This window comes from Herbiconiux moechotypicola, from assembly GCF_024979255.1.
Taxonomy (GTDB): Bacteria; Actinomycetota; Actinomycetes; order Actinomycetales; family Microbacteriaceae; genus Herbiconiux; species Herbiconiux moechotypicola.
This window is the reverse complement of the sequence record NZ_JANLCN010000013.1, coordinates 1-23,236: the sequence shown is the minus strand read 5'-3', so window position 1 is coordinate 23,236 and position 23,236 is coordinate 1. Positions and strand designations below refer to the sequence as shown.

24 protein-coding genes are annotated in these 23,236 nt (G+C 68.0%); 11 read left to right on the top strand and 13 right to left on the bottom strand.

Going from position 1 to position 23,236, the window contains the following annotated elements; all coding sequences use genetic code 11:
* Nucleotides 1-54: 54 nt before the first annotated feature.
* The 3 genes from N1031_RS17405 to N1031_RS17395 all read right to left on the bottom strand — a co-directional run bounded on the left by N1031_RS17405 (nt 55) and on the right by N1031_RS17395 (nt 2,750).
* Nucleotides 55-636 (bottom strand): D-sedoheptulose-7-phosphate isomerase, encoded by a 582-nt coding sequence (locus tag N1031_RS17405; protein WP_259481055.1) that lies wholly within the window; start codon nt 634-636, stop codon nt 55-57.
* The gene (locus N1031_RS17400; protein WP_259481053.1) at nt 629-1,612 is read right to left on the bottom strand and encodes an ROK family protein; all 984 of its coding nucleotides are present in this window, start codon (nt 1,610-1,612) and stop codon (nt 629-631) included. Before N1031_RS17400 ends, N1031_RS17405 begins: the two co-directional genes overlap by 8 nt.
* A gap of 106 nt (nt 1,613-1,718) precedes the next feature.
* The gene (locus N1031_RS17395) at nt 1,719-2,750 is read right to left on the bottom strand and encodes a LacI family DNA-binding transcriptional regulator (RefSeq protein ID WP_259481052.1); all 1,032 of its coding nucleotides are present in this window, start codon (nt 2,748-2,750) and stop codon (nt 1,719-1,721) included.
* Between the two features lie 178 nt (nt 2,751-2,928).
* On the opposite strand from N1031_RS17395, the gene N1031_RS17390 reads away from it, so the two are divergent.
* The 4 genes from N1031_RS17390 to N1031_RS17375 are packed head-to-tail and all read left to right on the top strand — an operon-like array spanning nt 2,929 to nt 9,943.
* Nucleotides 2,929-4,287 (top strand): extracellular solute-binding protein, encoded by a 1,359-nt coding sequence (locus tag N1031_RS17390; RefSeq protein ID WP_259481051.1) that lies wholly within the window; start codon nt 2,929-2,931, stop codon nt 4,285-4,287.
* Nucleotides 4,284-5,210 carry a carbohydrate ABC transporter permease gene (locus N1031_RS17385; RefSeq protein ID WP_375163651.1) on the top strand — a complete coding sequence of 309 codons (927 nt, stop codon included), beginning with the start codon at nt 4,284-4,286 and terminating at the stop codon, nt 5,208-5,210. The genes N1031_RS17390 and N1031_RS17385 overlap by 4 nt, the downstream gene beginning before the upstream one ends.
* Nucleotides 5,210-6,118, top strand: coding sequence for a carbohydrate ABC transporter permease (locus tag N1031_RS17380; protein WP_375163650.1), 909 nt, complete (start codon nt 5,210-5,212; stop codon nt 6,116-6,118). Before N1031_RS17385 ends, N1031_RS17380 begins: the two co-directional genes overlap by 1 nt.
* A 57-nt stretch (nt 6,119-6,175) precedes the next feature.
* On the top strand, nt 6,176-9,943 hold the full coding sequence (locus tag N1031_RS17375; protein ID WP_259481048.1) for an endo-alpha-N-acetylgalactosaminidase family protein: 3,768 nt from the start codon (nt 6,176-6,178) through the stop codon (nt 9,941-9,943).
* Nucleotides 9,944-10,008: 65 nt separating this feature from the next.
* Here N1031_RS17375 and N1031_RS17370 read toward each other — a convergent pair whose 3' ends face one another.
* The 5 genes from N1031_RS17370 to N1031_RS17350 all read right to left on the bottom strand — a co-directional run bounded on the left by N1031_RS17370 (nt 10,009) and on the right by N1031_RS17350 (nt 14,178).
* Nucleotides 10,009-11,286 carry an FAD-binding oxidoreductase gene (locus N1031_RS17370; protein WP_259481047.1) on the bottom strand — a complete coding sequence of 426 codons (1,278 nt, stop codon included), beginning with the start codon at nt 11,284-11,286 and terminating at the stop codon, nt 10,009-10,011.
* 10 nt (nt 11,287-11,296) lie between these two features.
* Nucleotides 11,297-12,064 carry an SDR family oxidoreductase gene (locus tag N1031_RS17365; protein WP_259481046.1) on the bottom strand — a complete coding sequence of 256 codons (768 nt, stop codon included), beginning with the start codon at nt 12,062-12,064 and terminating at the stop codon, nt 11,297-11,299.
* Entirely contained in the window at nt 12,061-12,537 is a 477-nt protein-coding gene (locus N1031_RS17360) for a MarR family winged helix-turn-helix transcriptional regulator (RefSeq protein WP_259481044.1), read from the bottom strand. Before N1031_RS17360 ends, N1031_RS17365 begins: the two co-directional genes overlap by 4 nt.
* Nucleotides 12,538-12,615: 78 nt before the next feature.
* A complete protein-coding gene (locus tag N1031_RS17355; protein WP_259481043.1) occupies nt 12,616-13,305 on the bottom strand; it encodes a Pr6Pr family membrane protein in 690 nt (229 codons plus the stop codon).
* 192 nt (nt 13,306-13,497) lie between these two features.
* Nucleotides 13,498-14,178 (bottom strand): fasciclin domain-containing protein, encoded by a 681-nt coding sequence (locus tag N1031_RS17350; protein ID WP_259481042.1) that lies wholly within the window; start codon nt 14,176-14,178, stop codon nt 13,498-13,500.
* Between the two features lie 158 nt (nt 14,179-14,336).
* On the opposite strand from N1031_RS17350, the gene sigK reads away from it, so the two are divergent.
* A complete protein-coding gene (gene sigK / locus N1031_RS17345; RefSeq protein ID WP_259481040.1) occupies nt 14,337-14,927 on the top strand; it encodes an ECF RNA polymerase sigma factor SigK in 591 nt (196 codons plus the stop codon).
* Nucleotides 14,924-15,769, top strand: a complete 846-nt coding sequence (locus tag N1031_RS17340; protein WP_259481039.1) for an anti-sigma factor — start codon at nt 14,924-14,926, stop codon at nt 15,767-15,769. Before sigK ends, N1031_RS17340 begins: the two co-directional genes overlap by 4 nt.
* Nucleotides 15,770-15,776: 7 nt before the next feature.
* Here the strand turns inward: N1031_RS17340 and N1031_RS17335 are convergent, their stop codons facing one another.
* From N1031_RS17335 to N1031_RS17325, 3 genes are all read right to left on the bottom strand, one after another.
* On the bottom strand, nt 15,777-16,553 hold the full coding sequence (locus N1031_RS17335; RefSeq protein WP_259481037.1) for an aquaporin: 777 nt from the start codon (nt 16,551-16,553) through the stop codon (nt 15,777-15,779).
* A gap of 156 nt (nt 16,554-16,709) precedes the next feature.
* Entirely contained in the window at nt 16,710-17,372 is a 663-nt protein-coding gene (locus N1031_RS17330; RefSeq protein ID WP_259481036.1) for a dihydrofolate reductase family protein, read from the bottom strand.
* A gap of 4 nt (nt 17,373-17,376) precedes the next feature.
* Complete coding sequence (locus N1031_RS17325; RefSeq protein WP_259481034.1) at nt 17,377-17,742, bottom strand: nuclear transport factor 2 family protein; 366 nt, start codon at nt 17,740-17,742, stop codon at nt 17,377-17,379.
* A gap of 79 nt (nt 17,743-17,821) precedes the next feature.
* Here N1031_RS17325 and N1031_RS17320 point away from each other — a divergent pair, with 79 nt between their 5' ends.
* From N1031_RS17320 to N1031_RS17305, 4 genes are all read left to right on the top strand, one after another.
* On the top strand, nt 17,822-19,432 hold the full coding sequence (locus tag N1031_RS17320) for a molybdopterin-dependent oxidoreductase (protein WP_259481033.1): 1,611 nt from the start codon (nt 17,822-17,824) through the stop codon (nt 19,430-19,432).
* A 105-nt stretch (nt 19,433-19,537) separates the two neighbouring features.
* A complete protein-coding gene (gene msrB, locus N1031_RS17315) occupies nt 19,538-20,023 on the top strand; it encodes a peptide-methionine (R)-S-oxide reductase MsrB (RefSeq protein WP_259481032.1) in 486 nt (161 codons plus the stop codon).
* Nucleotides 20,020-20,535: a peptide-methionine (S)-S-oxide reductase MsrA gene (gene msrA, locus N1031_RS17310; RefSeq protein ID WP_259481031.1), complete on the top strand. Its 516-nt coding sequence runs from the start codon at nt 20,020-20,022 to the stop codon at nt 20,533-20,535. The genes msrB and msrA overlap by 4 nt, the downstream gene beginning before the upstream one ends.
* Nucleotides 20,536-20,639: 104 nt before the next feature.
* On the top strand, nt 20,640-20,912 hold the full coding sequence (locus N1031_RS17305) for a hypothetical protein (RefSeq protein ID WP_259481030.1): 273 nt from the start codon (nt 20,640-20,642) through the stop codon (nt 20,910-20,912).
* Here N1031_RS17305 and N1031_RS17300 read toward each other — a convergent pair.
* Both N1031_RS17300 and N1031_RS17295 read right to left on the bottom strand, forming a co-directional pair.
* Complete coding sequence (locus tag N1031_RS17300) at nt 20,903-21,451, bottom strand: dihydrofolate reductase (protein ID WP_259481028.1); 549 nt, start codon at nt 21,449-21,451, stop codon at nt 20,903-20,905. The genes N1031_RS17305 and N1031_RS17300 overlap by 10 nt on opposite strands.
* A 5-nt stretch (nt 21,452-21,456) precedes the next feature.
* Entirely contained in the window at nt 21,457-22,266 is an 810-nt protein-coding gene (locus N1031_RS17295; RefSeq protein ID WP_259481026.1) for a thymidylate synthase, read from the bottom strand.
* 27 nt (nt 22,267-22,293) lie between these two features.
* On the opposite strand from N1031_RS17295, the gene N1031_RS17290 reads away from it, so the two are divergent.
* Nucleotides 22,294-23,070, top strand: a complete 777-nt coding sequence (locus tag N1031_RS17290; protein WP_259481025.1) for a YqjF family protein — start codon at nt 22,294-22,296, stop codon at nt 23,068-23,070.
* The last annotated feature ends 166 nt before the right edge of the window (nt 23,071-23,236 follow it).

Here is a 23,236-nt window from a genome sequence, read left to right as displayed (position 1 = left end):
GAGCATTCGCCATCGGCGCAACGCCGGCGCTGGTACCTGTACGGTCTCCGCGGTTCACGCGAGCGACTCCTCTCCCGCGGCCCATGCATCCAGGTACTCGCTGATGGCGTGGAGGAAGAGGGTGTGGGCCTCCTGAATGCGCGGTGTGGACTGCGACGGAGACAGCAGGGCGTAGTCGGCGTGGGTGAGTGCGTCACCGCCGTCACCGCCCCCGAAGAGCACCGTGATAGCACCGTTCTTTTGGGCGCAGGCGAGTGCCGCCACCACGTTGGGTGACATCCCGCTGGTCGTGAATGCGGCCACCACGTCATTCTCATGGGCGAGCGCGGCCACCTGACGCGAGAACACGTCGGCATAGGCGTAGTCGTTGGCGATGCACGTCATCGTCGTGGAGTCGGATCCCAGCGTGACAGCAGCGAGCGGCCGCCGATCTCGTTTGTAGTGGCCGATCAGCTCGCCCGTGAAATGTTGGGCGTCGGATGCGCTCCCGCCATTACCGAAGGAATAGACCGTGCCTCCGGCACGAAGGGCGTCGCGCATGACCCGGGCGACCCCGTCGACCGCAGATGCGAGTTCGATGACCTTCTCGCCGACCGACACGTGCTCGGCCAGCTGATGCTCGGTCGATTCATGCATGAACGGTCACTCCCTTCGACGCGGCGAGATGCCTGTCGAGCGCGACGGTGCCGGCACCGACCAGGCACGCGGCGTCACCGAGCTCTGACAGCACCACTCGCACGGCGGCACCGGCGGGAGGCATGGCAGATGTTCGCACCGCCTCGCGAACCGGATGAAGCAGCAGTGCGCCCGACCGCGTGAGACCGCCACCGATGATCACCGCGTCAGGTTCGATCACATTCACGAGATCGGTGATCGCCACACCGAGGGCTGCCATGCCCTCCCCCCACACGCGCCCGGCCACGGGGTCGGTCGTCGACCGGGCGGACACATCCGCTGCCGTGATGGCGTCGAGCTCGTTCAGCGACGAGGGTGCGCCGGTCGCGACGAGCTCCGAGGCGTACGCGGCGATCGCCGTTCCTGAAGCGTAGGCCTCCACGCAGCCCAAGCGGCCACAGGTGCAGAGCCTGCCGCCGGGTCTGACCATCACGTGGCCGAACTCGCCACCGTTGCCGGCCGCACCGTAGTGGAGCTCGCCGTTGAAGACCGCACCACCACCCATCCCCGTCGACACGGTCAGATAGATCAGGGAGCGTGTTCCGCGTCCGGCACCGAACCGGAACTCGCCCCAAGCCCCGGCACTGGCGTCGTTGACCAGCGTGGCGGGAACGCCGAACTCCGCCGCTGCGAGCGCGCCGATCGGAAGCTGAGACCAGTCCGGGAGGTGCAGGGGAGACAGCAGCACTCCCGCCGCGGAGTCGAGTGGACCGCCGCATGCGATTCCGACGGCGCTCACCTCGTCGACGGTCAGTCCCGCCTCCGTGATCGAGCGCCGACCCATGTCGAACAACCGAGGCACGATGACGTCGGGGCCCTCGGTCCGCCGAGTCGGCTCCACCAGCATGCTTCTGACGGTGCCGTCGGCATCGACGACACCGACGGCGAGCTTCGTGCCGCCGATATCGAGGGCGAGAGCGCAGGGCTCAGATGACATCGTTGTCCCTTCTTCGCGGGCAGTGTACTTCCAGGGATCAATGTGATATCGATCCCATGTCAGACACTAGAGCCAGATCGACGCGCGCGTCAACCGCGGCTCCGCGCTAGGAGTGATCTCTCGGAGGCGCGGTCGACCCTCTGGCGAGCAGCTGCGCGTTCACGACGATCGTCTCGCGCGGTCCAGATGGGTCGGACATCCGGGCGAGCAGCCGCGTCATCGAGGCCTCCCCGAGCCCGACTATGTCTTGTGACACGGCCGTGACGCCAGGGCTGACCATGCTCATCCAGGGGGCGTCGTCGAACGCGACGATGCTGAGGTCTTCGGGCACCCTCAGTCCCAGGTCGGCCGTCGCTCGCCAGAGACCTTCGGTGAGCAGGCTGTTCGCCGCGAAGACGGCGGTGGGTCGATCGGGCTGGGTGAGAAGCTCGACCGAGCTCGCCCGCGCCGCTTCCACGTCGAGGGCGACGGAGACGACGAGGTCCTCCTGCACCTCGAGCCCCGCCGCCGCGAGGGCGTCGGAATATCCGCGGAACCGCCCAGCACCCGTGGTCCAGTAGAGCTCGTCGGTGAGGAGTGCGATCCGTCGATGCCCGAGCCCGATGAGCAGGTCGAGGAGCCTGCGAGACGCGCCGACGTTGTCGATCAAGACCGCATCCGTGGCATCCACTCCGAAGGTCCGGTCGACCTCGACCACCGGGATGTGCTGGGAGCGGAAGTACTCGCCGACGTCTTTCGACAGAGGCGTGACGATCACGCCGCCCACGCGCATGCCTACGAACACTCTCGCCGCCTTCATCTCCTCGGCGGTCGACTCGCGGTCGTCGATCACGATCATCGTGTACCCGGCCGCTTGGGCCCGCTGGCCGATTCCTGCGGCGAGCGCCGCGTAGAACGGGTCGCGCATGTTGGAGACCAGAACTCCCACCGACGTGCTCTTCCGGCTCCGGAGACTGCCGGCGAGCGAGTCGGCGACGTAGCCGAGCTGTTCGGCGGCTGAGAGCACGCGATCGCGTACGTCGGCAGCTGCGTAGCCCGATCCGCTCAGGGCCCGAGCTGTCGTCGACCGTGAGACGCCGGCGAGCTTGGCGACGTCGTCGATCGTGGGGCGTCGGGGTATGGCGTTGCGGTCGTTCACGCTGCTCCCTTCGTGTCCATGGTCGAATTCCTCACGACCTTACATTTGCGTTCGAGGTCTTGACGAGAGTCGGCTCGATCCATATCGTACTCAATGTGGCATCGATCCCATACGGGGTGAGGTGTCGCCACACGGCACGTCGAGCTTATCGAGCGACTGGAAAACAAAGGAGTATTCCGTGAGATCACATTCACAGCGGCTGACCGCCGTGCTGGCCGGAGTGGCGGTGCTGGCTCTCGCCGGCTGCAGCTCCGCCCAGAGCGGGGAGTCTGACCAGACCACACTCAAGGTCGTCTACCTCATCGAGGGAGATGCCAGCCCACTGGACGCGGTCATGCAGCAGGCCAAGGCCGAGTACGAAGAGGCCAACCCGGAGGTCACGGTCGATCTCCAACCCCTCAAGTCGAGCGCAGACGACTACTTCACCAAGCTCGCCCTCATGAACCGATCCGAGGCGACGGCGCCGGATGTGATCTACGAGGACAGCTTCCAGGTGAAGTCCGATGCGGCGGCCGGATACCTCGCTCCGCTGGACGATCGTCTCGCCGCCTGGGAGGACTGGGGCCAGTTCGTCGACGCTGCCAAGGCGGCTGGAGAAGGCGTCGACGGCAACATCTACGCCGTCTCGCTCGGCACCGACACCCAGGGGCTCTGGTACAACAAGGACGTCTTCGAGGCTGCAGGCATCCCGCTCCCCTTCGAACCCGAGTCCTGGGACGACCTGCTCGACGCGGCCGAGAAGATCAAGGCCAACGTTCCGGACGTCTACCCCTGGGAGATCTACGCGGGCATCCAACTCGCCGAAGCGGGCACCATGCGTGGCTTCCAGACCTTCCTCTCCGGCACCGACGACAGCCTGTTCAACGAGGAGACCGGAAAGTGGGTGGTCAACTCGCAAGGGTTCGAGGACACCCTCGAGCTCATCAGCACGGTCTACGGGGAGGGTTATTCGCCCGAGGCGTCGATCGCTCTCGACCCGGCACTGACCCAGACCGTCTGGGGCACGTGGCTGCCCGAGGGCAAGGTCGGCATGGTCGTCGACGGATCGTGGCTGCCCTCGGGATGGGCCGACACGGGTGCCACCCCGTTCCCGGAGTGGACCGAGAAGATCGGATGGGCGGCGATTCCGACACAGGATGGCGGCGGAGCAGGCACCACCTCGATGTCAGGTGGCTGGACGGTGGCCATGGGCTCGAAGACGAAGCACCCCGACGAGGCGTTCGACTTCATCACGACACTGCTCTCCGAGCAGAACGCGCTGAAGTTCGCCGTCGAGGGTACGCAGATCGCGGTGCGTGACGATGTCGCCGCCGAGCCCGACTACACGGGCGCGAACCCCACGGTGCCGTTCTTCACCGATCAGGTCGATGTGACCCACTTCCGCCCGGCGACCCCCGACTACCCGCAGATCTCTCAGCAGATCGCCATCGCGACGGAAGCCGTGGTGAACGGCACCAGCCCGGCCGACGCTGCCAAGGCGTACGACCAAGCGGTGATCGGAATCGTCGGAGAGGACAACACGGAGTCGGGTCGGTGACGACGACTCTCCCGTCCGCGTCCGGGGCTGCTGCGGTTCGGCAGCCCCGGACGCGGGTCCGATCCCTCATCCGGGCGATCCCGCTGGCTCCGGCGATCATCCTCATGCTCGTGTTCCTTCTCGGACCCATCGTCTGGGCGCTGTACGGGTCGCTCACCAACACGGCTCTCTCCGGCCCGAATGCGGCGAACCCCCAGTTCGTGGGTCTCGACAACTACCGCCAGCTCTTCACGAGCCCCACTTTTCCGCTCTCGGTCGTCCTGACGCTCATCTTCGTCGTGGCGTCCGCCGTCGTCGGCCAGAACGGGCTCGGGCTCGGGGCGGCCCTGCTGCTCCGGCGGGCGTCGAAGCCGGTGCGGCTGATCGTCGGGCTCGTCTTCGTAGGGGCATGGGTTCTCCCCGAGGTGGTCGCTGCCTTCGCTGCCTACGCGTTCTTCCACAACACGGGCACCCTCAACGCCCTGCTGGCCGGCATCGGTATCACTGGGCCGAACTGGCTCTACACCTACCCGATGGTCGCCGTCATCCTGGCGAATATCTGGCGAGGGTCGACCTTCTCGATGCTCGTCTACTCGGCGGCCCTCAACGAGATCCCCGATGAGATCAAGGAGTCTGCGAGCATCGACGGTGCCGGCGGGTTCGCCATGTTCCGTCTCATCACCCTGCCCATGATCCGCCGCGCGATGGCGGCGAACCTCCTCCTCACCACGCTCCTGACGATGTCGGTATTCGCCCTGATCTACATCATGACCGCGGGCGGGCCCGGGTTCGACTCGACCACCCTGCCTCTCCTGGCGTACCAGGAGGCGTTCAAGTTCTCCCGCGTGGGATACGGCACGACCGTCGCGGTGGTTCTGCTCGCGATCGGTGCGGTCTTCTCCGTCATCTACGTGCGCCTGCTCAAACCCGAAGTGGACATCTGATGGTCATCGAAGAACGAACCCGGCCAGTGGAGCGCGTGATCCCGCCCGAATCGCCGGCCCCGCAGGTCAGGGATCGCGTCGCGTCACCCAGTCGACGAGTGGATGCGGTGATCGTCAACACGGTGCTCGTGCTGGTGGCGGCGGTGTTCCTGTTGCCCATGGTCTGGCTCGTGCTGTCGGCGTTCGATCCCGCCGCCACCCTCGTTCTGCACCTGCCCGAGGGCTTGTCGATCGGCAACTTCCGCGACGTTCTGAACGTCGATCAGACGTTCCGTCCGCTCTGGAACTCGGCGCTGCTGTCGTTCGGAACGGGGATCCTCACGCTGGCCGTCGGGGTGCTCGCGGCCTACCCGTTGTCGAGGTATCAGTCCCGGTTCAACAAACCATTTCTCTACACCGTCATCTTCGGAACCTGTCTGCCGATTACGGCGATCATGGTGCCCGTCTACGCGCTGTTCGTGTCGCTGAACCTGGTGGATTCGACCATCGGAACGATCCTCTTCCTCTCGGCGAGCTCGTTGCCCATCGCGATCTGGATGGCCAAGAACTTCATGGACTCCATCCCGGTGAGCCTCGAGGAGGCCGCCTGGGTCGATGGAGCGAGTGCATTCAGGACTCTGCGCGTGATCGTGCTTCCGCTCATGAAGCCTGGGCTGGCGGTCGTCTTCCTTTACACCTTCATCGGAGCGTGGGGGAACTTCTTCGTGCCGTTCGTGCTGCTCCTGGATCCGGCAAAGCAGCCCGCCGCTGTCGCGATCTACAGCTTCTTCGGTCAGCACGGTTCGGTCGACTACGGTCCGCTGGCCGCCTTCTCGCTCGTCTACTCGCTGCCGGTGATCGTGCTGTACATCGCGGTTCAACGTCTCATGGGCGGATCCGGAGCGCTCGCCGGCGCAATCAAAGGGTAGTCCGACCCCGACAGTCCACTCAGAACGATTCCCACACTCAATGAAGAGGAGACAGGTGTGTTCACAAAACGGTTGAAAGCAGCACTGGTGGCGCTGACGGCGCTGCTGGTGTCGATCCCGCTCGTGGGGTTCGCGCCGAGCGCGCCCGCGAGCAGCCCGAGCACCCCGAGAACCACGGAGGAGATCGGCAAGGTCTCACCCCTGCTTCCCCACGCGGTCGATCTCTCGGGCAAGCTCGTCTACAAGATCACCCTCGATCCGGGGGAGTACGGCACCTACCAGCGCACCGTCGAAGAGGTTCTCGACTACATGGAGGAGATCGACAACTACACCCGTGGGGTGCCGAAGATCGCCATCCTGGTCGGGTTCCAAGAAGGCGGACACGATCACCAGTTCCCTCAGTGGGGCCCGATCAATTCCGAGCTCACCAGCACCGCTCATCCCGAGTGGGACGGACCCACGGCACTGCAGTACCTGATGGAACAGTCGAAGGCGTTCAACACCAGCTCCACCGTGCACGTGAACCTCGTCGATGCCTACGAGAGCAGCCCGGTGTGGGACTACTACTCCGAGAACGGGCTGCTCAGTCGCGACTCGGAGGGTGACTTCATCCCGGGCTGGCTGGCACCCGCCCCGCTCGGCCAGTCGTACCGGGTCAACCTTCAGGCGGCGTGGGAGGACGAGCAGGGCATCCGCAAGCAGGTCGACTATCTCTTCGACCAGCTGCCGGTGATCCAGGAGACGGGCATCCTCTACACCGACGCGAACGGTGCCATCAGTGCGAGCGACTTCGACGGCGTCACCCTGGACGAGCAGATCGAGGCCTACCAGGAGGTCGTCTCGTACATCAAGCAGCGCTACCACGTCGATGTGGTCGCGGAGTACGGGTTCGACGCGTTCTACGGGTACATGTCCCACGGGTTGACGTGGGCGCAAGGCGAGGGCAGTGGCCCATTCAAGGGTGTCTACGACAGCCCGATGAAGGTGCCGTCGTATGTCATGGCCGCGGGCAAGATGACGGCGAACGCCAATAACGCGATGCGCATCTTCGGGGCGAGCGTGCAGCTGGAGCAATCGGCCTATCACGACGACCCCCTGCTGGCCGGGCAAGAGGTCGCTCGCACGACCGTGCCCTATCTCTTCCTCAACTCCAAGCTCCGCGAGGCCTACAACGGTGATGCGCAGTACGCCACGTTCTCCGACGGGGTGAAGAGCATGTTCTACAGCGGATCGGCTGAGGACGTCGGAAGCTATGTGCCCGATGACGACGACTCCAACTATGTGACGATCGAGCGGGCTTTTGGGACGTATGGGGTGGGGGAGTTTCCGGAGTTGGTGGGTCAGCCTGGTTCGCCTGAGCATCTGTTCTTGATGGAGGATTCGTCGGGGGAGGTGGTGTTCGGTTCGTATCCGGATGCGTCGGATGAGCGGTATCACTGGCGGCAGGTGGATGGTGCTGAGAGTGGGCATTACCGGTTGCAGAATCGGGCGACGGGGAACTATCTCGCGGTGGGTTATGACCCGGGTGAGTATGACGATTACTACAACACGGCGAATGGGTATGCGGTGACGGGTGCTCGTGAGGTGGTGGCGCTTCCGTCGTTGCCGGCGGAGGGTTCTGCGGGTGATTGGTACAGCGATCCGGCTGCGTTGGTGGCGGATGGGAGTACCCGGTTGGTGAGTGACTACACGCGTGAGGGTGTTCCGGGTGGTGGTGCGACGGAGGCGAGCAGCGCGTATCTGGGCTATCAGATCGGGACGTCGGGTGCGGCGAACACGGTGCGGAATCTCAATGGTGAGCCTGCGGTCGCGACGAACTCGGCGGGTGACAAGGTCTATTACATGTTCCATGCGAACGTGGATGACTGGACCAGTTCCACCGCCATCGCCTGGAAACTCGACCCCGTCGCTCCACCGCCGGACTATGTGACGATCGAGCGGGCTTTTGGGACGTATGGGGTGGGGGAGTTTCCGGAGTTGGTGGGTCAGCCTGGTTCGCCTGAGCATCTGTTCTTGATGGAGGATTCGTCGGGGGAGGTGGTGTTCGGTTCGTATCCGGATGCGTCGGATGAGCGGTATCACTGGCGGCAGGTGGATGGTGCTGAGAGTGGGCATTACCGGTTGCAGAATCGGGCGACGGGGAACTATCTCGCGGTGGGTTATGACCCGGGTGAGTATGACGATTACTACAACACGGCGAATGGGTATGCGGTGACGGGTGCTCGTGAGGTGGTGGCGCTTCCGTCGTTGCCGGCGGAGGGTTCTGCGGGTGATTGGTACAGCGATCCGGCTGCGTTGGTGGCGGATGGGAGTACCCGGTTGGTGAGTGACTACACGCGTGAGGGTGTTCCGGGTGGTGGTGCGACGGAGGCGAGCAGCGCGTATCTGGGCTATCAGATCGGGACGTCGGGTGCGGCGAACACGGTGCGGAATCTCAATGGTGAGCCTGCGGTCGCGACGAACTCGGCGGGTGACAAGGTCTATTACATGTTCCATGCGAACGTGGATGACTGGACCAGTTCCACCGCCATCGCCTGGAAACTCGACCCCGTCGCGACCGACCGCATCGAGAACAAGTACGTGATCTCGCAGGGCGACCGCATCTACAAGATCTCGACGGGCAACGGCAACGCCGTGGAGGACGGTGTCATGAACACCGCCAACCACTTCGACGTCTTCATGCCTGTCTCCTGGCGGGAGCACGAGGTGATGGCCTACTCGGACGATGGAAGTGAGAGGGCATGGCTGTTGCCGCCGGACTGGCCGACCGTCAGCGAGGTCGACATCTACGACATCACCGGAAGCGGCCTACAGAACAAGCGAACGCTGCCGGTGGTGGACGACCGGGTGACTCTCGAGATCGATGCCGGACAGCTGCTGACCGTCGTTCCTAAAGGCACCGATCCCGGCACCAACACGCTCGCCGCATCCGGCGGTGACGCCTCGTATCTCGGGACGGATACGGTCACTCAGGGCGACTGGGTCGGCAACTACGGAGACGAGGGGTATTACATCGACGGAGGGGCCTCCGATCTCGGTGAGACCGTGACCTTCGTCGGGTCGGCATCGACCGAGTTCGCCGAGTCGACGACAGACGACCGGGCGCTCCTGGCCGCTGACGACACCGCAGAGCGAGCGGTCTCGGTGCAGTCGTCCGAACTCCACCAGATCGTCGACCTCGACCTCGGGAACTCCAGCCGCACCGTGAGTCTGTATCTGCTGGATTGGGAGGCCTCGGGAGCTCGGGCACTGGTCGAGGCCATCGACCCAGTCGCCCGCGAGGTGCTCGCAGCCAAGTTCATCGACAACTATGAGGACGGGGTCTATGTGAGCTTCGCGGTCACGGATCACGTGCAGTTCCGGCTCACTAGGATCTACGGCGACGGGCTCACCGAAGCCGGGCCCATCGGCCTGGCCGGAGTCTTCGTCGACGGGGTGGGCGCTGTGACCGAGGGCATGCCGCTCGCGAACATCTACCAGCAGCCGACACTCGTGACGGACGAGGGACTCGACTACTCCGCACCGACTGCGAGCACCCCACCGGCGCTGCCGCCGATCACCTCGCTTCTGGGAGAGCGGGTCGGTATCGAGGCCAAGGCGGTGTCGCTCGACAACGGGACGATCTCCTACCAGTGGCAGGAGTCGCCGGACGGTGTGGTCTGGACGGACCTGGTGGGCGAGGACGGCTATCGGTTCGTGTTCGACTCGCTGGTCTCCGCCGATCTCGACTCCGTCTACCGAGTCGTCGTGACCGATGAACGGGCGGGCTGGCAATCCAGCACGGCGGTGTCGGACTGCTTCGACCTGTCGGCGTCGAGCTGCTGAATGGGAGTGCAGGTCTCGCTTGCGGAAGGCACACCGCCGCTGGCGAGACCTGCACAGGGCCCGGGTCACCGCCAGCTCGCGCCCTCCGTCACATCGAAGTTCTGGTGGAACACCCCTTCGGGATCCCACCGCGTCTTGATGCCGCGAAGTCGCTGGAGAGTCTCCGGCGGGAAGGCCTCCAGGATGCGCCCAGGGTCGCGACCCGATTCGAAGCTGAGGTACATGCCGCTCATGAGCTCGTGCACGGGCTCCCATGCGGCGTCGAACCGTGCAGACCAGGTGTCTGCGATCGCGGTCACCGAGAAGTTCTGGTGTCGATGGGCGTACGCCGTCGCGTTCTGCGGAACGTCGTTGATGGCACCGCCCGCCGAGCGGATCTGCACCATCTGCGTGCTTCCCTCGCCTGCCAGCACCGCGAGTGCGCGGGAGACCGGCTCGTCGAGATGGTCGGCCAACCCGGTATGGGTGAACGCCGTCTGCTGCCCGTTGTGGGGTGCATCCGTCGTCACCGGCACCCTCGAGTACGGCACGATCTGTGCGCGCTGGCCGAGCAGGCCCGGTAGCTCGGTGAAGGGGACGAGGGCATCCCGGGCCGCGTCGACGTCGTCGGTCGAGAAGACCACGGTCGCTTGGGCGAAGGGCACCGAGCCCGCGCCCACGTAGAGGAAGGCGGAGATCTCGCGCGGCGAGCGCTCGACAGCCTCCCCCCAGCGGCGGAAGAAATCGGCGGCGTCGTCGAGCTGGTAGGCAAGGGTGGCCTGGGCGACGCGAGACGTGGGAGCCGCTTCGAACTCGAACGAGGTGACGATGCCGATGTTGGCACCGGCCCCCCGCACCGCCCAGAACAGATCCGGCTCCTCCATAGCCGATACCCGGTGCAACCCGCCGTCGGCCGTCACGAGCCGTGCCGCGCGCATCCGGTCGATGGTGAGACCGTGCGCCCGGCCCAGGAGGCCGATGCCGCCGGTCGTAGCGAGCCCCCCCACCCCGACGTCGCCCGAGTCGCCCGAGCTGATGGCGAGCCCCCATGGGGAGAGCGCCTCGGCCACGTGACCCCAGCGTGCGCCGGGACCGACCCGCACGAGCCGATCGTCGAGGCGCTCGACGTCGTCGAGTCGGCCGAGGTCGATCACGGTGCCGCCGACGTTCGTGGAGATGCTGCTGATTCCGTGGCCGCCGCTGCGGATGGCCAGGGCGCCACCGGTCTCCCGTGCGAAGGAGAGAGCCTCCACCACCTCTTCCGAGGTGCGCGGGCGGAGGATGGCGTCCGGCGCACCGGTGGCGCCGTAGACGTGCCGAAGGGATGCGTAGTCGGGGTCGGCCGCGCGAACGATGTCGAGCATGCGGGTGTCCTCAGAATCGTGGGGGAGTGGCGACGGGCCCGGTGGCCTTGTCGATGAAGTAGTGGAGCACCTCGCCGGTCAGCGGTGAGTCACCCGAGACGAGCTCCGCGATGTGCACACCGATCTCGGTGCCGTCGATCCAGAGCGGATTGTCGACGCCGGCGAGCTGGCGCGCCCGGGTGCGAACCACGCCGAGGATGACCTCGTAGACGCGGAGGCCCGTTCCATCGAGCTCGGCGGCGAGGGTGCGCGTGAGGGATTTGCCGGCCGCCGCGCCGAGAGCGACGACGCCGTTACCGGGGAAGGGCAGGTCTGCGCTCAGACCGTTGAGCTGCAGGAGCACGCCGCCGGGAGCCAGGGTCGGGGTGAAGGCGCGATAAACGCGGAACACGGCCGTGAGGTTGTCCTCGACGAGGTCGCTCCACTCGCCGTCGCTGAGCGCGAGAAGCGGTTTGCTGCCATGCGAGCCCCAGGAGGCGATGCTGACGACGACTCCGTCGAACGGTCCGAACTCCGCGGCGAGCAGGTCGGCACGCTCGGTCAGATCGGCGGCGAGGCCGTCGAGGGGCGCGACGTGGAGTGAACTGTGGCCGACTCGATCGGCGAAGTCGCGGAGCCGCAGCTCGTCGCGTCCTGTGGCGACGACGGCCGCGCCCCGCTTGAGCAGGGTGCGTACCACGCCCTCTCCGACGCCACCGCCGCCACCGATCACGAGAATCGTCCTGCCGCTCAGATCGGTGGCGCTCTGTGCCCAGGCCGGGTGGGTGATGGTCTTCATGATGTCTCCTCGGAGGTCGTTCCCGACAGGTTCTCGATGTGGGCCTGGAGCGCTGTGAGGCCCTCGGCGAGACCCTCCAGCTGGGCGGGCGTGAGCGCCGCGGCGAACCACTTCTGCGCCGATCGGAGGTGCGGGCCGATCGCCCTGCGGTACAACTCCTGCCCGGAGTCGGTGAGCACCAGCACCGCGGCACGACCGTCGTCGGGGTCGGTGCGCCGGTCCACCAGCCCACGCTTTTCGAGGCGGCGCAGCTGGTGCGACAATCTGCTCGACTCCCAGCCGATCGCCCGCGCGCAGTCACCCGGTCGCACCCCGCCGGGACTGAGCCGCAGATGGGCGAGAACGGTGAACTCTGTGTCGGACAGCTCTGCGTCGGCCCAGAGGTCGCGGCCGACCTCGCGCTTGAGCTGCTGGGTCACCGTGTGGAGCGACTCCCAGGTGGAGAGTTCGAACGAACTCAATCTATCTGACATGTCAGTAATATAGCAGGTATTTGACGCATCAAGTAAAGGCGACGAATTCGGGGTCGTCCGCCTCGTCTCTTCGGTCGATCAGCGGTCTCGGAGCGCGGACGGCAGCTTCGCGTCGACGAGACGGAAGAGCACCGCGAGTACCGCCGCCGCCACCAGGATGAGCAGCGCGTTCATGAGAGCGGCGGGCAGCCCCCGCTCCCTGACGTCGAGGAACGGGTACGGATACCAGTCGACGATCGCACCCCGGATGAACGTGACGGCGAGCCACGCCACCGGCAGCACGAACGCGGCGGCCACGGTGGCCCAGTCGAAGCGGGGCCGCGGCCCGAACACCAGCCAGGCCGCCACGAACCCGATCGGCGAGACCACGTGCAGGCCCACCATCGACACCAGCGCCCAGCCGTCGATGTGGATGGCCGGGGCGAGCAGCACCATGTAGACCACCCCGGTGACGGTGATGGCCACCAGCGCGTTGAGCCGCAGCGCGTTCCACCAGAAACCGGGGCGGAACGGGTTCACCGCCGTGACGATGCTGACGACCGCCACCACGAGGTTGCTGTCGATCGTGAAAAACAGGAACAGCCGCACCAGTCGCGTGCCGAGGTCGGCGACCTCCCCGGTCTCGCCGGAGTTCGCATCCGCACCCCCGGTGACCAGCAGCACCAGTTGGATGCCGATGGACGCCGCCACGACCCCCGCCACGGCGAGGTGCACGACGCGCGAGACGGCGAGTGCGCGAGGCGCTCGCCGTGGAGACTGTGGATTCATGCCCTCATTCTGTCGGGTGCCTCACCCGAGGAGCACCCTCGGCGAATGGGTCGCCGGGGCGCCGGTCGTGGAGCGCCTCCTCGTGGTGGGCTCCTACCGCCTGTTCTGACGGGGTGGCGCAGACACGCGGATGCCCCCGGCCGGGTGGGCCGAGGGCATCCGCGAGGGGCCACGGAACGAGCGGATCCGGGATCAGCTCGCGGGCATCAGCACCGAGTCGATGAGGTACACGGTGGCGTTGGCGGTGTGCACGCCGCCGCAGATGACGTTGGTGGAGCCGTCGACGGTGAGCGCGTCACCCGAGCCCGCGACGGTGACGTCAGCACCCTCGACGGTGGTGTGGGTGCCCACGATCTCGTCGGGCGAGAGCTGGCCGGGGATGACGTGGTAGGTCAGCACCTTGGTCAGGGTGGCGGCGCCCTCGGGGGTCTTCAGCGTCTCGACGGTGGCGGGGTCGAGCTTCGCGAAGGCGTCGTCGACGGGGGCGAACACGGTGAACTCACCGCCGTTGAGGGTGTCGACGAGGTTGACGTCGGGGTTCAGCTGGCCCGAGACCGCGGCCACCAGCGTGGTGAGCAGCGGGTTGTTCGAGGCGGCCGTGGCCACCGGGTCCTCCGCCATGCCGGCGACCGAGCCCGCGCCATCGGGGACGGCCTCGGCGTAGGCCGCGCATCCGGGGCCCACCAGGTCGGAGGCCGGATCCATCGCCTCGGGGGTCGACTCCATCGTGGGCTCGGGGGCGGTGGTCGCCTCCGACGTCGACATCGAGTCGTCGGATGACGTGGTGCCGCTGCCCGAACAGCCGGCCAGCCCGAACGATGCGGCTGCGGCGATGGCCAGAACGGCGAGGGTGTGACGCTTCGTGATTCGCATGATGCATTCCTCCAAAGGAAATCTGAACTGCTCTCGGGGAGGCGTTCGGTGCCCTCGCAGAAGCGGTTTGGACGTGATCCGCGCAATCCGCCGGCACCCGCACTCCGAATCACGATCGTGCTCACACCGCAGAAGTCCGCTCGGGATCGAGGCCTGGCATGCTGGAACTCGTGACATCCGACCGGGACTCAGACCCCTCGGGGGTGCCGAGTCTCGAACGCCTGCTCGAGCTGGTCGCCGCCGGCGACCAGGGTGCCTTCGCGGAGCTCTACGACCGAACCGCACCCCGCGTGCTCGGCCTGGTGAAGCGCATCCTGGTCGATCACGCGCAGTCGGAGGAGGTGGCGCAGGAGGTGTTCCTCGAGATCTGGCGCACGGCGCCGAAGTTCGAGAGCGTCCGGGGCAGTGCGCTGTCGTGGATCCTCACGAAGACGCACGGGCGGGCCATCGACCGCGTGCGTGCCTCGCAGTCGGGGCACGACCGCGACGAGCGCATCGGCCGCCGCGACCTCGAGACCGACTACGACCACGTGAGCGAGACGGTCGAGATCAGGATCGAGCACGAGAGGGTGAAGCGCGCCATGGGGCACCTCACCGAACTTCAGCGTGAGGCCATCTCGCTGGCCTACTACGGCGGCTACACGCACACCGAGATCGCGGGTATCCTCGCGGTGCCGCTCGGCACCGTCAAGACGAGGTTGCGCGACGGGATGATCAGACTTCGAGACGAATTGGGGGTGGCTTCATGACAGACAGGCGAGACGACGAACTCGACCCGCGCTCCCTGACGGGCGCCTACGCCCTCGACGCGGTCACTGCCGAGGAGGCGGTGGCGGTCGAGCGTGCCCTGGACGCCGACCCCGAGCTCGCGGCCGAGACCGACGGGATGCGCGAGGCGGCGGGTCTCCTGGGCGCGGCCGCGGCTCCGGTGCAGCCCTCGGCGCGGTTGCGCTCCGACTTGCTGGCGCAGATCGCCCGCACGCCTCAGGATGCGCGGCCGGTTGAGGATGCGCGGCCGGTGGCTCAGGATGCGCAGCCGGCCTCGGGCGAGGTGCCGATCCCTGCGGCCGAACCCGCGAGGGGTGCGGAAGCCGGGCCGGCCGAGCGCCGGGCGCAGCGCCGCTGGGCCCGCGGGCCGTGGTTGGTGCTCGGCGCCGCGGCCGCGGCGGCGGCGCTGTTCGTGGGCGGTGGATTCCTCGGCGCGGCGGTGACCGGATCCGCGGCCCCGGTCGTGGAGGCCTCGGCCGACTCGCTGGCCGCGATCATGTCGGCCCCCGACTCGGCCGTCGAGCGAGCAACCGTCGACGCCGGGGGAGCGGTGACGGTGGTCTGGTCGCAGCAGCTCGGCATGTCGGCGGTGCTCGCCGACGGGCTCGCGCCGCTGCCCGACGGCAAGGTCTACGAGGCCTGGTACATCGATGCCGACGGTGCAGCCCCGGCGGGCACCTTCTCCGCCTCGGCCGCCGGCACCTCGTGGCACGTGCTCGACGGGGCGATGGCCTCGGGCGACGCGATCGGCGTCACCGTCGAGCCGGCCGGTGGATCGGAGTCGCCGACCACCGACCCGCTCTTCGTGGTGAGCCCGGCCTAGGCGGGTCTCAGTTCTGCGCGGGCAGCTTCTTCACCGTGTCGAACAGGAACCGGTAGGTGAAGCCCGCGATCAGCGCACCCACGATCGGGAACACGATGAACACCCACAGCTGCGCGAGCCAGTCGCCGCCGCCGAACACGGCGGTCGCGAGCGAGCGCGCCGGGTTGAGCGAGGCGTTGTCGATCGGGATGGTGACGAGCAGCATGATCGTGAGCGTGAAGCCGATGGCGATGGGGGCGAAGCCGTGCACCGCGCGCACGTGGGTGACGCTCAGGATGACGAGCAGGAACAGGAAGGTGATGATGATCTCGGCCGCGATGGCGGAGCCGATTCCGAAGCCGCCGGGCGAGAGCTCGCCGTAGCCGTTGGAGACGAAGCCGCCGGCGATCGCGTTGTCGAGGAAGCCGTCGGGGCCGCCCGAGGCGAGGCCGAACACGGCGGTCGCGCCGAGCAGACCGCCCACGACCTGCGCGACGATGTAGCCGATCGTGTCCTTCCACGCGAACCGGCCGCCGGCCGCGAGACCCAGCGTGACCGCGGGGTTGAAGTGGCCGCCCGAGATGGGGCCGAAGGCGAAGGCGCCGATCATCACGGTGAGACCGAGGGTGAGTGCCACGCCGAGAAAGCCGACGCCGAGCGGGTTGCCGTCGGCGAAGCCGAAGGCGGCCGAGAAGGTAGCCGCGCCGACGAGCGCGAACACGAGCAGGAAGGTGCCCGCGACCTCGGCGATGAGCTTGGCGGCCAGCGACGGTTCGGACGGTTCAGGGGCGGCAGGGAAGGACATCGAGGACCAATCGTCGAGGGAGACGGCGGACCCGCGGCCCGCCCGAGTGGCGCGGCGTCGCGCGCCTCCACCCTATCGACTGGGTATCCGCCCTGAAAACCCTGGGTGAACACCCGGCGTCATCACTCGACACGAACGAATGGCGCGGGGCCGGCCTCAGCGCGAAAGCCGACTGAATACGCGGTGCACGACCCCCGAGGGCGACGCGGTCGACTCGATCGCGAAGCGCTCCTCCAGCCCTTCGAGCCCGTCCCAGAGTCGCTCACCCCGGCCGAGCACGATCGGCACCTCCACCACGTGCAGGTGGTCGACGAGGTCGGCCTTCAGGAACTGGCGCACCACATCCGCCCCACCGCCGAGGCGCACGTCGAGTCCGTTCGCCAGCGAGACGGCCTCCTCCAACGCCTGCTGCGGCGAGGCGTCGCGGAAGAGGAAGGTGGTCTCGCCGACCTGGAGGTCGGGGCGCGGGTGGTGGGTGAGCACCACCACCGGGGTGTGGAACGGCGGTTCCGGCCCCCACCATCCCGTCCAGTCCTCGTTCTCCCACGGTCCGGTCTGCGGCCCGAACTTTCGGCGCCCCATGATCTCCACGCCGATGCCCACGGAGGTGGCGGCGGCGAAGGCGTCGTCGACGCCGCTGGTGCCGCTGCCCACGGACTCCGACTCGTGCCCGGTCATCTCCACGAAGGAGCGCGTGGGGAAGAACCAACCCATCAGCCGATGACCGGCGTGCCCGAAGGGCGTCTCGAACGACTGCCCCTCGCCGCTCGCGAAGCCGTCGAGCGAGACGGCGAAGTTGTGCACCCTCACCCTGGTCACGGCGTCACGACTCCTCTCGCTGGATCCACCAGTCGGTGTACGAGGTGGCCCGCCCGTCAGGCGCGAAGCGGATGACCCAGAGGTTGTCGTAGACCGCGCCCGAGCGATAGGTCGACACGCACTGCGCCACACCCACCTCGGCGGTGGCGACCACGGGCTCCCAGCTGAACTCGGTGTCGCCCGGCTCGTCGCGCGCATCCAGCCAGCCGGCCACGATCTCGTCGTGCCCCTGCCAGCTCTCGCCCGACGGGCCCGGATGATAGACGCCTTCTTCGGTGAACAGGGCCCTGATCTGGTCGGGGTCGTTCGACAGCCAGGCGGCCCGATAGCCGTCGATCCAGGATGCGAGCCTCGTCGCGTCGTCGCTCATGGCACCAGTGTGCGGCAGGCCGCCGACATCCGCGACCCCGTCCGCTCCGAATCCCTCCGGAACACGATGGGAGTGACGGATGCGCGCACGATTCTGGTTCCTCGCGGCACTGGCGGGAGTGGTGAGCGCGGGCGTGCTCCTGGCCGTGGCTGAACTCTTCGCGCTGCTGGTGGCTCGTGACGGGAGTCCGGTGCTCGCGGTCGGCTCGTTCGTCATCGACATCGTGCCGCGCTGGGCGAAGGAGTTCGCCATCGAGGTGTTCGGGGCGAACGACAAGCTGTTCCTGCTCGCCTCGATCGGCCTCGCTGTCGTAGTGGCGGCGGCGCTCGCCGGGGTGCTGCAGCTGTGGCGGCGCCCGCTGGGCGATGTTCTCCTCGTGCTCGCGGGCGCACTCGCGGTCGCGGCGATCGTCACCCGCGCGGCCGCCACTCCGCTCGCCTGGCTGCCGACGGTGCTCGGCACGGCTGCCGGGGTCGTGGTGCTCGAGCTGCTCGTGCGGCGGCTCGCCCGCTGGCGGGCGGATGCGCGGGGCGCGGCCGCTGCGACGCCCGGCGACCCGTCCGCATCCGATGCGCCCCGCGCATCCGGCCCAGCCTCCGCACCCGACTCTTCCTGCGCATCCGTCGACCGTCGCGGCTTCTTCGTGCTCACCGCCGCAGCGGCCCTCGGAGCGGCGGTGGTGGGCGTGGGGTCGAGGGTGGTCGCGGTGGCGACCTCGTCGATCGACGGCATCCGCGAGGCGCTGAAGCTGCCGAGCCCGCGCTCGACGGTGACCGTGCCCGAGGGTGCTGAGTTCGACATCGAGGGCCTGTCGTCGCTCTACACCTCGAACGCCGACTTCTACCGCGTCGACACCGCGCTCACCGTGCCCGAGATCGACCCGGCCACCTGGTCTCTCCGCGTCACGGGAATGGTCGACGAAGAGATCACCCTCACCTTCCAGCAACTGATCGACCTCGGCCTCGACGAGTACTCCGTCACCCTCACCTGCGTGTCGAACGAGGTCGGTGGCGGCCTCGTCGGCTCGGCGAAGTGGCTGGGGGTGCCCGTGCGCACCGTGCTCGAGAAGGCGGGCGTGCAGCAGGGTGCCGACATGGTGCTCTCGACGAGCATCGACGGTTTCACCGCCTCCACGCCGCTCACCTCGCTGACCGACGAGGGCATCGACGCCATCTTCGCGGTGGCGATGAACGGGGAGCCGCTGCCGTTCGAGCACGGGTTCCCGGTGCGGATGGTCGTGCCCGGGCTCTACGGCTACGTCTCGGCGACGAAGTGGGTGGTGGAGCTCAAGGTCACGACGTTCGCCGACGACGAGGCGTACTGGACCCCGCGCGGCTACTCGGCCGAGGCGCCGATCAAGTTCTCGTCGAGGATCGACACCCCGCGGGTCGACAAGCAGGTGCCGGCCGGCCCCACGAAGATCGCCGGGATGGCCTGGGCGCAGACGGTGGGGATCGAGCGGGTGGAGGTGTCGATCGACAACGGCGAGTGGCAGCCGGCCACCCTGTCGGCGCCGGTGAACGAGGACACCTGGGTGCAGTGGTTCGTCGACTGGGAGGCGACGACGGGCACGCACTACCTGGCGGTGCGGGCGGTGAACAAGGCGGGGGAGCTGCAGGTGCAGGAGCGGGCGCCGATCGCGCCCGACGGCTCGACGGGGTGGCAGAGCACGCTGGTCACCGTGGTGTGAGAGGTGGTGACGTTCTCGCGTGCCGCCCGGGAACATCCGGTGCAGAACGATTGTTCTACCCTCTGACCGCCGCAGCCAGCGGTGCGAATCCCCGAGGAGGGCCCCGTGACCACGGAGTACACCAAGACCCCCGAGGCGCTCGCGCGTCTCACGCGCCGGCAGTTCAGCGTCACGCAGGACGACGCCACCGAGCCGGCCTTCCGCAACGAGTACTGGGACAACCACGACGACGGCATCTACGTCGACGTCGTCACCGGGGAGCCCCTGTTCTCGTCCACCGACAAGTACGACAGCGGCTCGGGCTGGCCGAGCTTCACCGTGCCGATCGACCGTTCCCGCGTGGTCGAGAAGACCGACCGTACCTGGGGCATGACCCGCACCGAGGTGCGCTCCGCCTCCGGTGACAGCCACCTGGGTCACCTCTTCCCCGACGGGCCGCGCGAGGCGGGCGGGATGCGCTACTGCATCAACTCGGCCGCGTTGCGCTTCGTGCCGGTCGCCTCGCTCGAGGCCGAGGGGTACGGAGACTTCCTGAGCCTGTTCGGCACCACCACCACATCCACCACCGCTACCGAGGGGAGCGCACGATGACCACCGAGACCGCCATCCTGGCTGGAGGCTGCTTCTGGGGCATGGAGGACCTCATCCGCCGTCGCCCCGGCGTGCTCGACACCCGCGTCGGCTACACCGGCGGCTACGTCGACAACGCCACCTACTACAACCACGGCGGCCATGCCGAGGCGATCGAGATCACCTACGATCCGGCCGTCACCGACTACCGCACCATGCTGGAGTTCTTCTTCCAGATCCACGACCCGTCGACCAAGAACCGTCAGGGCAACGACCGGGGCACCAGCTACCGCTCGGCGATCTTCTACGAGAACGACGAGCAGCGTGCCATCGCCGAGGACACCATCGCCGACGTGGACGCCTCCGGGCTCTGGCCGGGCAAGGTCGTCACCGAGGTGAGCCCGGCCGGTGCGTTCTGGGAGGCCGAGCCCGAGCACCAGGATTACCTGGAGCGCTACCCGAACGGCTATACCTGCCACTACGTGCGACAGGGGTGGAAGCTGCCCCGGCGGGCATCGGCCGCGACGGCCTGACGACGCCGGTCTGAGGGGTGCTTGGCGTGTCGCCCCGCTCTGCCGCATACTCGAGATTCGAACATCTGTTCGAGTGACGAGTCGAGACGGAGGGCGGGGCACACGTGAGCACCATCGATCTGAACGCTGTCGATCTGGCCGAGGCGGCCACGCTGTGGTTCGAGGGCGCGCTCCCCGCGCGCATGCTCTGGCACGGCGAACGGTGGAGGGTGAGCGATCGCCCCACCGAGCCCGAGGGGCTGTACTGGGCCACGCACGCGCCCGACTTCGTGGCGTGGCGGTTCCAGGCCACGAGCGTGGGCGGTGAGAGCCGCGTGTTCGACGTGCTGCGTCGTCCCGGCGAGGCGTTCTGGAGCGTGGCGCACGTCTACGACTGAGGCGCCCGCCCCCGCTCCTCTCGTTCGAAGCGCCGGAAGGCGTAGCGGAGGCCGGTGCGCGATTCGAGCCACCCGGATGCGCGGGCCGGGTCGGCGTGCCACTCCGGGCCCAGCACGGGCGCGGTGGTGTCGCCCGCGATGTCGAGGTCGACCTCGGTGAGCTCGACGAGCTGCGCTAGGGGGAGTGCCTCGCGGTAGAGCTGCCCGCCGCCGATGACCCAGACGGTGGGGGTGTTTGCGTGTGCGGTCGTGTCTTCGGGTGAATCGGCGGCGTGGGCGAGTGCTTCGCCGAGGGAGTGCGCGGTCTCCGCACCCGGTGCCGCCCACCCCTCCTGCCGGGTGACGACGATGTTGCGGCGGCCGGGGAGGGGCCTGAAGCGCTCGGGCAGCGAGTCCCAGGTGCGGCGGCCCATCACGACGGGCGATCCCGCCGTCACCTCGCGGAAGTGCGCGAGGTCTTCGGGCACGTGCCACGGAATGCCACCGTCGTCGCCGATCACCCCGCCGTGGGCCTGGGCCCACACGAGGCCCACGCGCATCCGGCTCACACCGCCACGGCCGCGCGGATGGCGGGGTGGTGCCGGTAGTCGACGAGCTCGAGGTCGTCGTACTCGTAGTCGAACACGCTGTGCCTGCCCGGGGCGATGCGGAGCGTGGGGGCCGGGAACGGCTCGCGCTCGAGTTGCAGCCGTACCTGCTCGACGTGGTTGTCGTAGATGTGGCAGTCGCCGCCGGTCCACACGAAGTCGCCGAGGCCGAGGCCGGTCTGGGCGGCGATGAGCTGCGTGAGCAGCGCATAGCTGGCGATGTTGAAGGGCACACCGAGAAAGAGATCGGCGCTGCGCTGGTAGAGCTGGCAGGAGAGCTTGCCGTCGGCCACATAGAACTGGAAGAGGGCGTGGCAGGGGGCCAGTGCCATGCCCGGCAGTTCGGCGACATTCCAGGCCGAGACGATCATGCGGCGCGAGTCGGGGTCGGTGCGGATGGTGTCGATCACCTGGCTGATCTGGTCGATCTGCGTGCCGTCGGGGGCGGGCCACGAGCGCCACTGCACGCCGTACACCGGGCCGAGCTCGCCCGCTTCGTCGGCCCACTCGTCCCAGATGGTCACGCCGTTCTGCTGCAGCCAGCCCACGTTCGACTCGCCGCGCAGGAACCACAGCAACTCGTAGGCCACCGACTTGAAGTGCACCCGTTTGGTGGTGATGAGCGGGAAACCCTGCGCGAGGTCGAAGCGCAGCTGGCGGCCGAACACGCTGCGGGTTCCGGTGCCCGTGCGGTCGGACTTGGGGGTGCCGTTCGCGAGGGTGTCGCGAAGAAGGTCTTCGTAGGGCGTCGCGATCGTCGAAGTCATCGCCATGAGCGTAGCCTTGTCGGCGAGATGACACGACCCGCCGCGCCCGAGCCGCTCTCGCGGACGGCGCCGCCCCTGCCCGGCGGCGGGGAGCACGAGCAGGACTGGCAGTCGCTGACGTTCCTGCACTGGCGGGTCGACCCGGCTGAGGTGGCGCCGTTGCTGCCGGCCGGCACCCGGCCCGACGTGTTCGACGGATCGGCGTGGGTGGGCCTCATCCCGTTCCGCCTGGCGCACGCGACGGCGCCGGGATTCCGCGCGTTCGGCCCGGTGCCGTACGCGGGCACCTTCCCCGAGATCAACGTGCGGCTGTACTCGGTCGATGAGACGGGGCGGCGCGGGGTCGTGTTCCGCTCGCTCGAGTCGTCGCGGCTCGCGGCGGTGTCGGCGGCCCACGTGCTGTTCGGGTTGCCGTACCGCTGGGCCCGCATGTCCATCGCGACCGACGCCTCCGGCGCGATCACCTACCGCTCCGAGCGCAGGGGCGATGCCGGCTTCGGCGGACGGCCCGGCCCGCACTGCCGGGTCGACGCCCGCCCCGGCCTGGCGGACCGTTCGCACGACGAGCTCGCCGTCTTCCTCACCGCCCGCTGGGGCCTGCACCACGAGCGAGGCGGCCGCACCGTCTACATCCCCAACGAGCACGCGCCGTGGACCGTCACCGACGCCGAACTCCTCTTCCTCGACGACGAACTCCTCGCCGCCGCCGGTTTCCCGTCGCTCGCCGCCCGCACCCCCGACTCCGTCCTCTTCTCTCCGGGCGTCCACACCGCCTTCGGCCGCCCCTTCCCCGTCCCGCACTGACGCTGGGGCGCTTCCCCGTCCCGCGCTGAGCCTCATCCCGTCCGCAGCCCGCCCTCACCACCCGGGCCACCGATCGACCCGTCAGTAAGTGCCCTCCCTGGCCCGCAGGTTCTAGCGGTGTGTGCAACGCCTGACGATTGAGGGGTGTTGATGATGGCGTATTTCT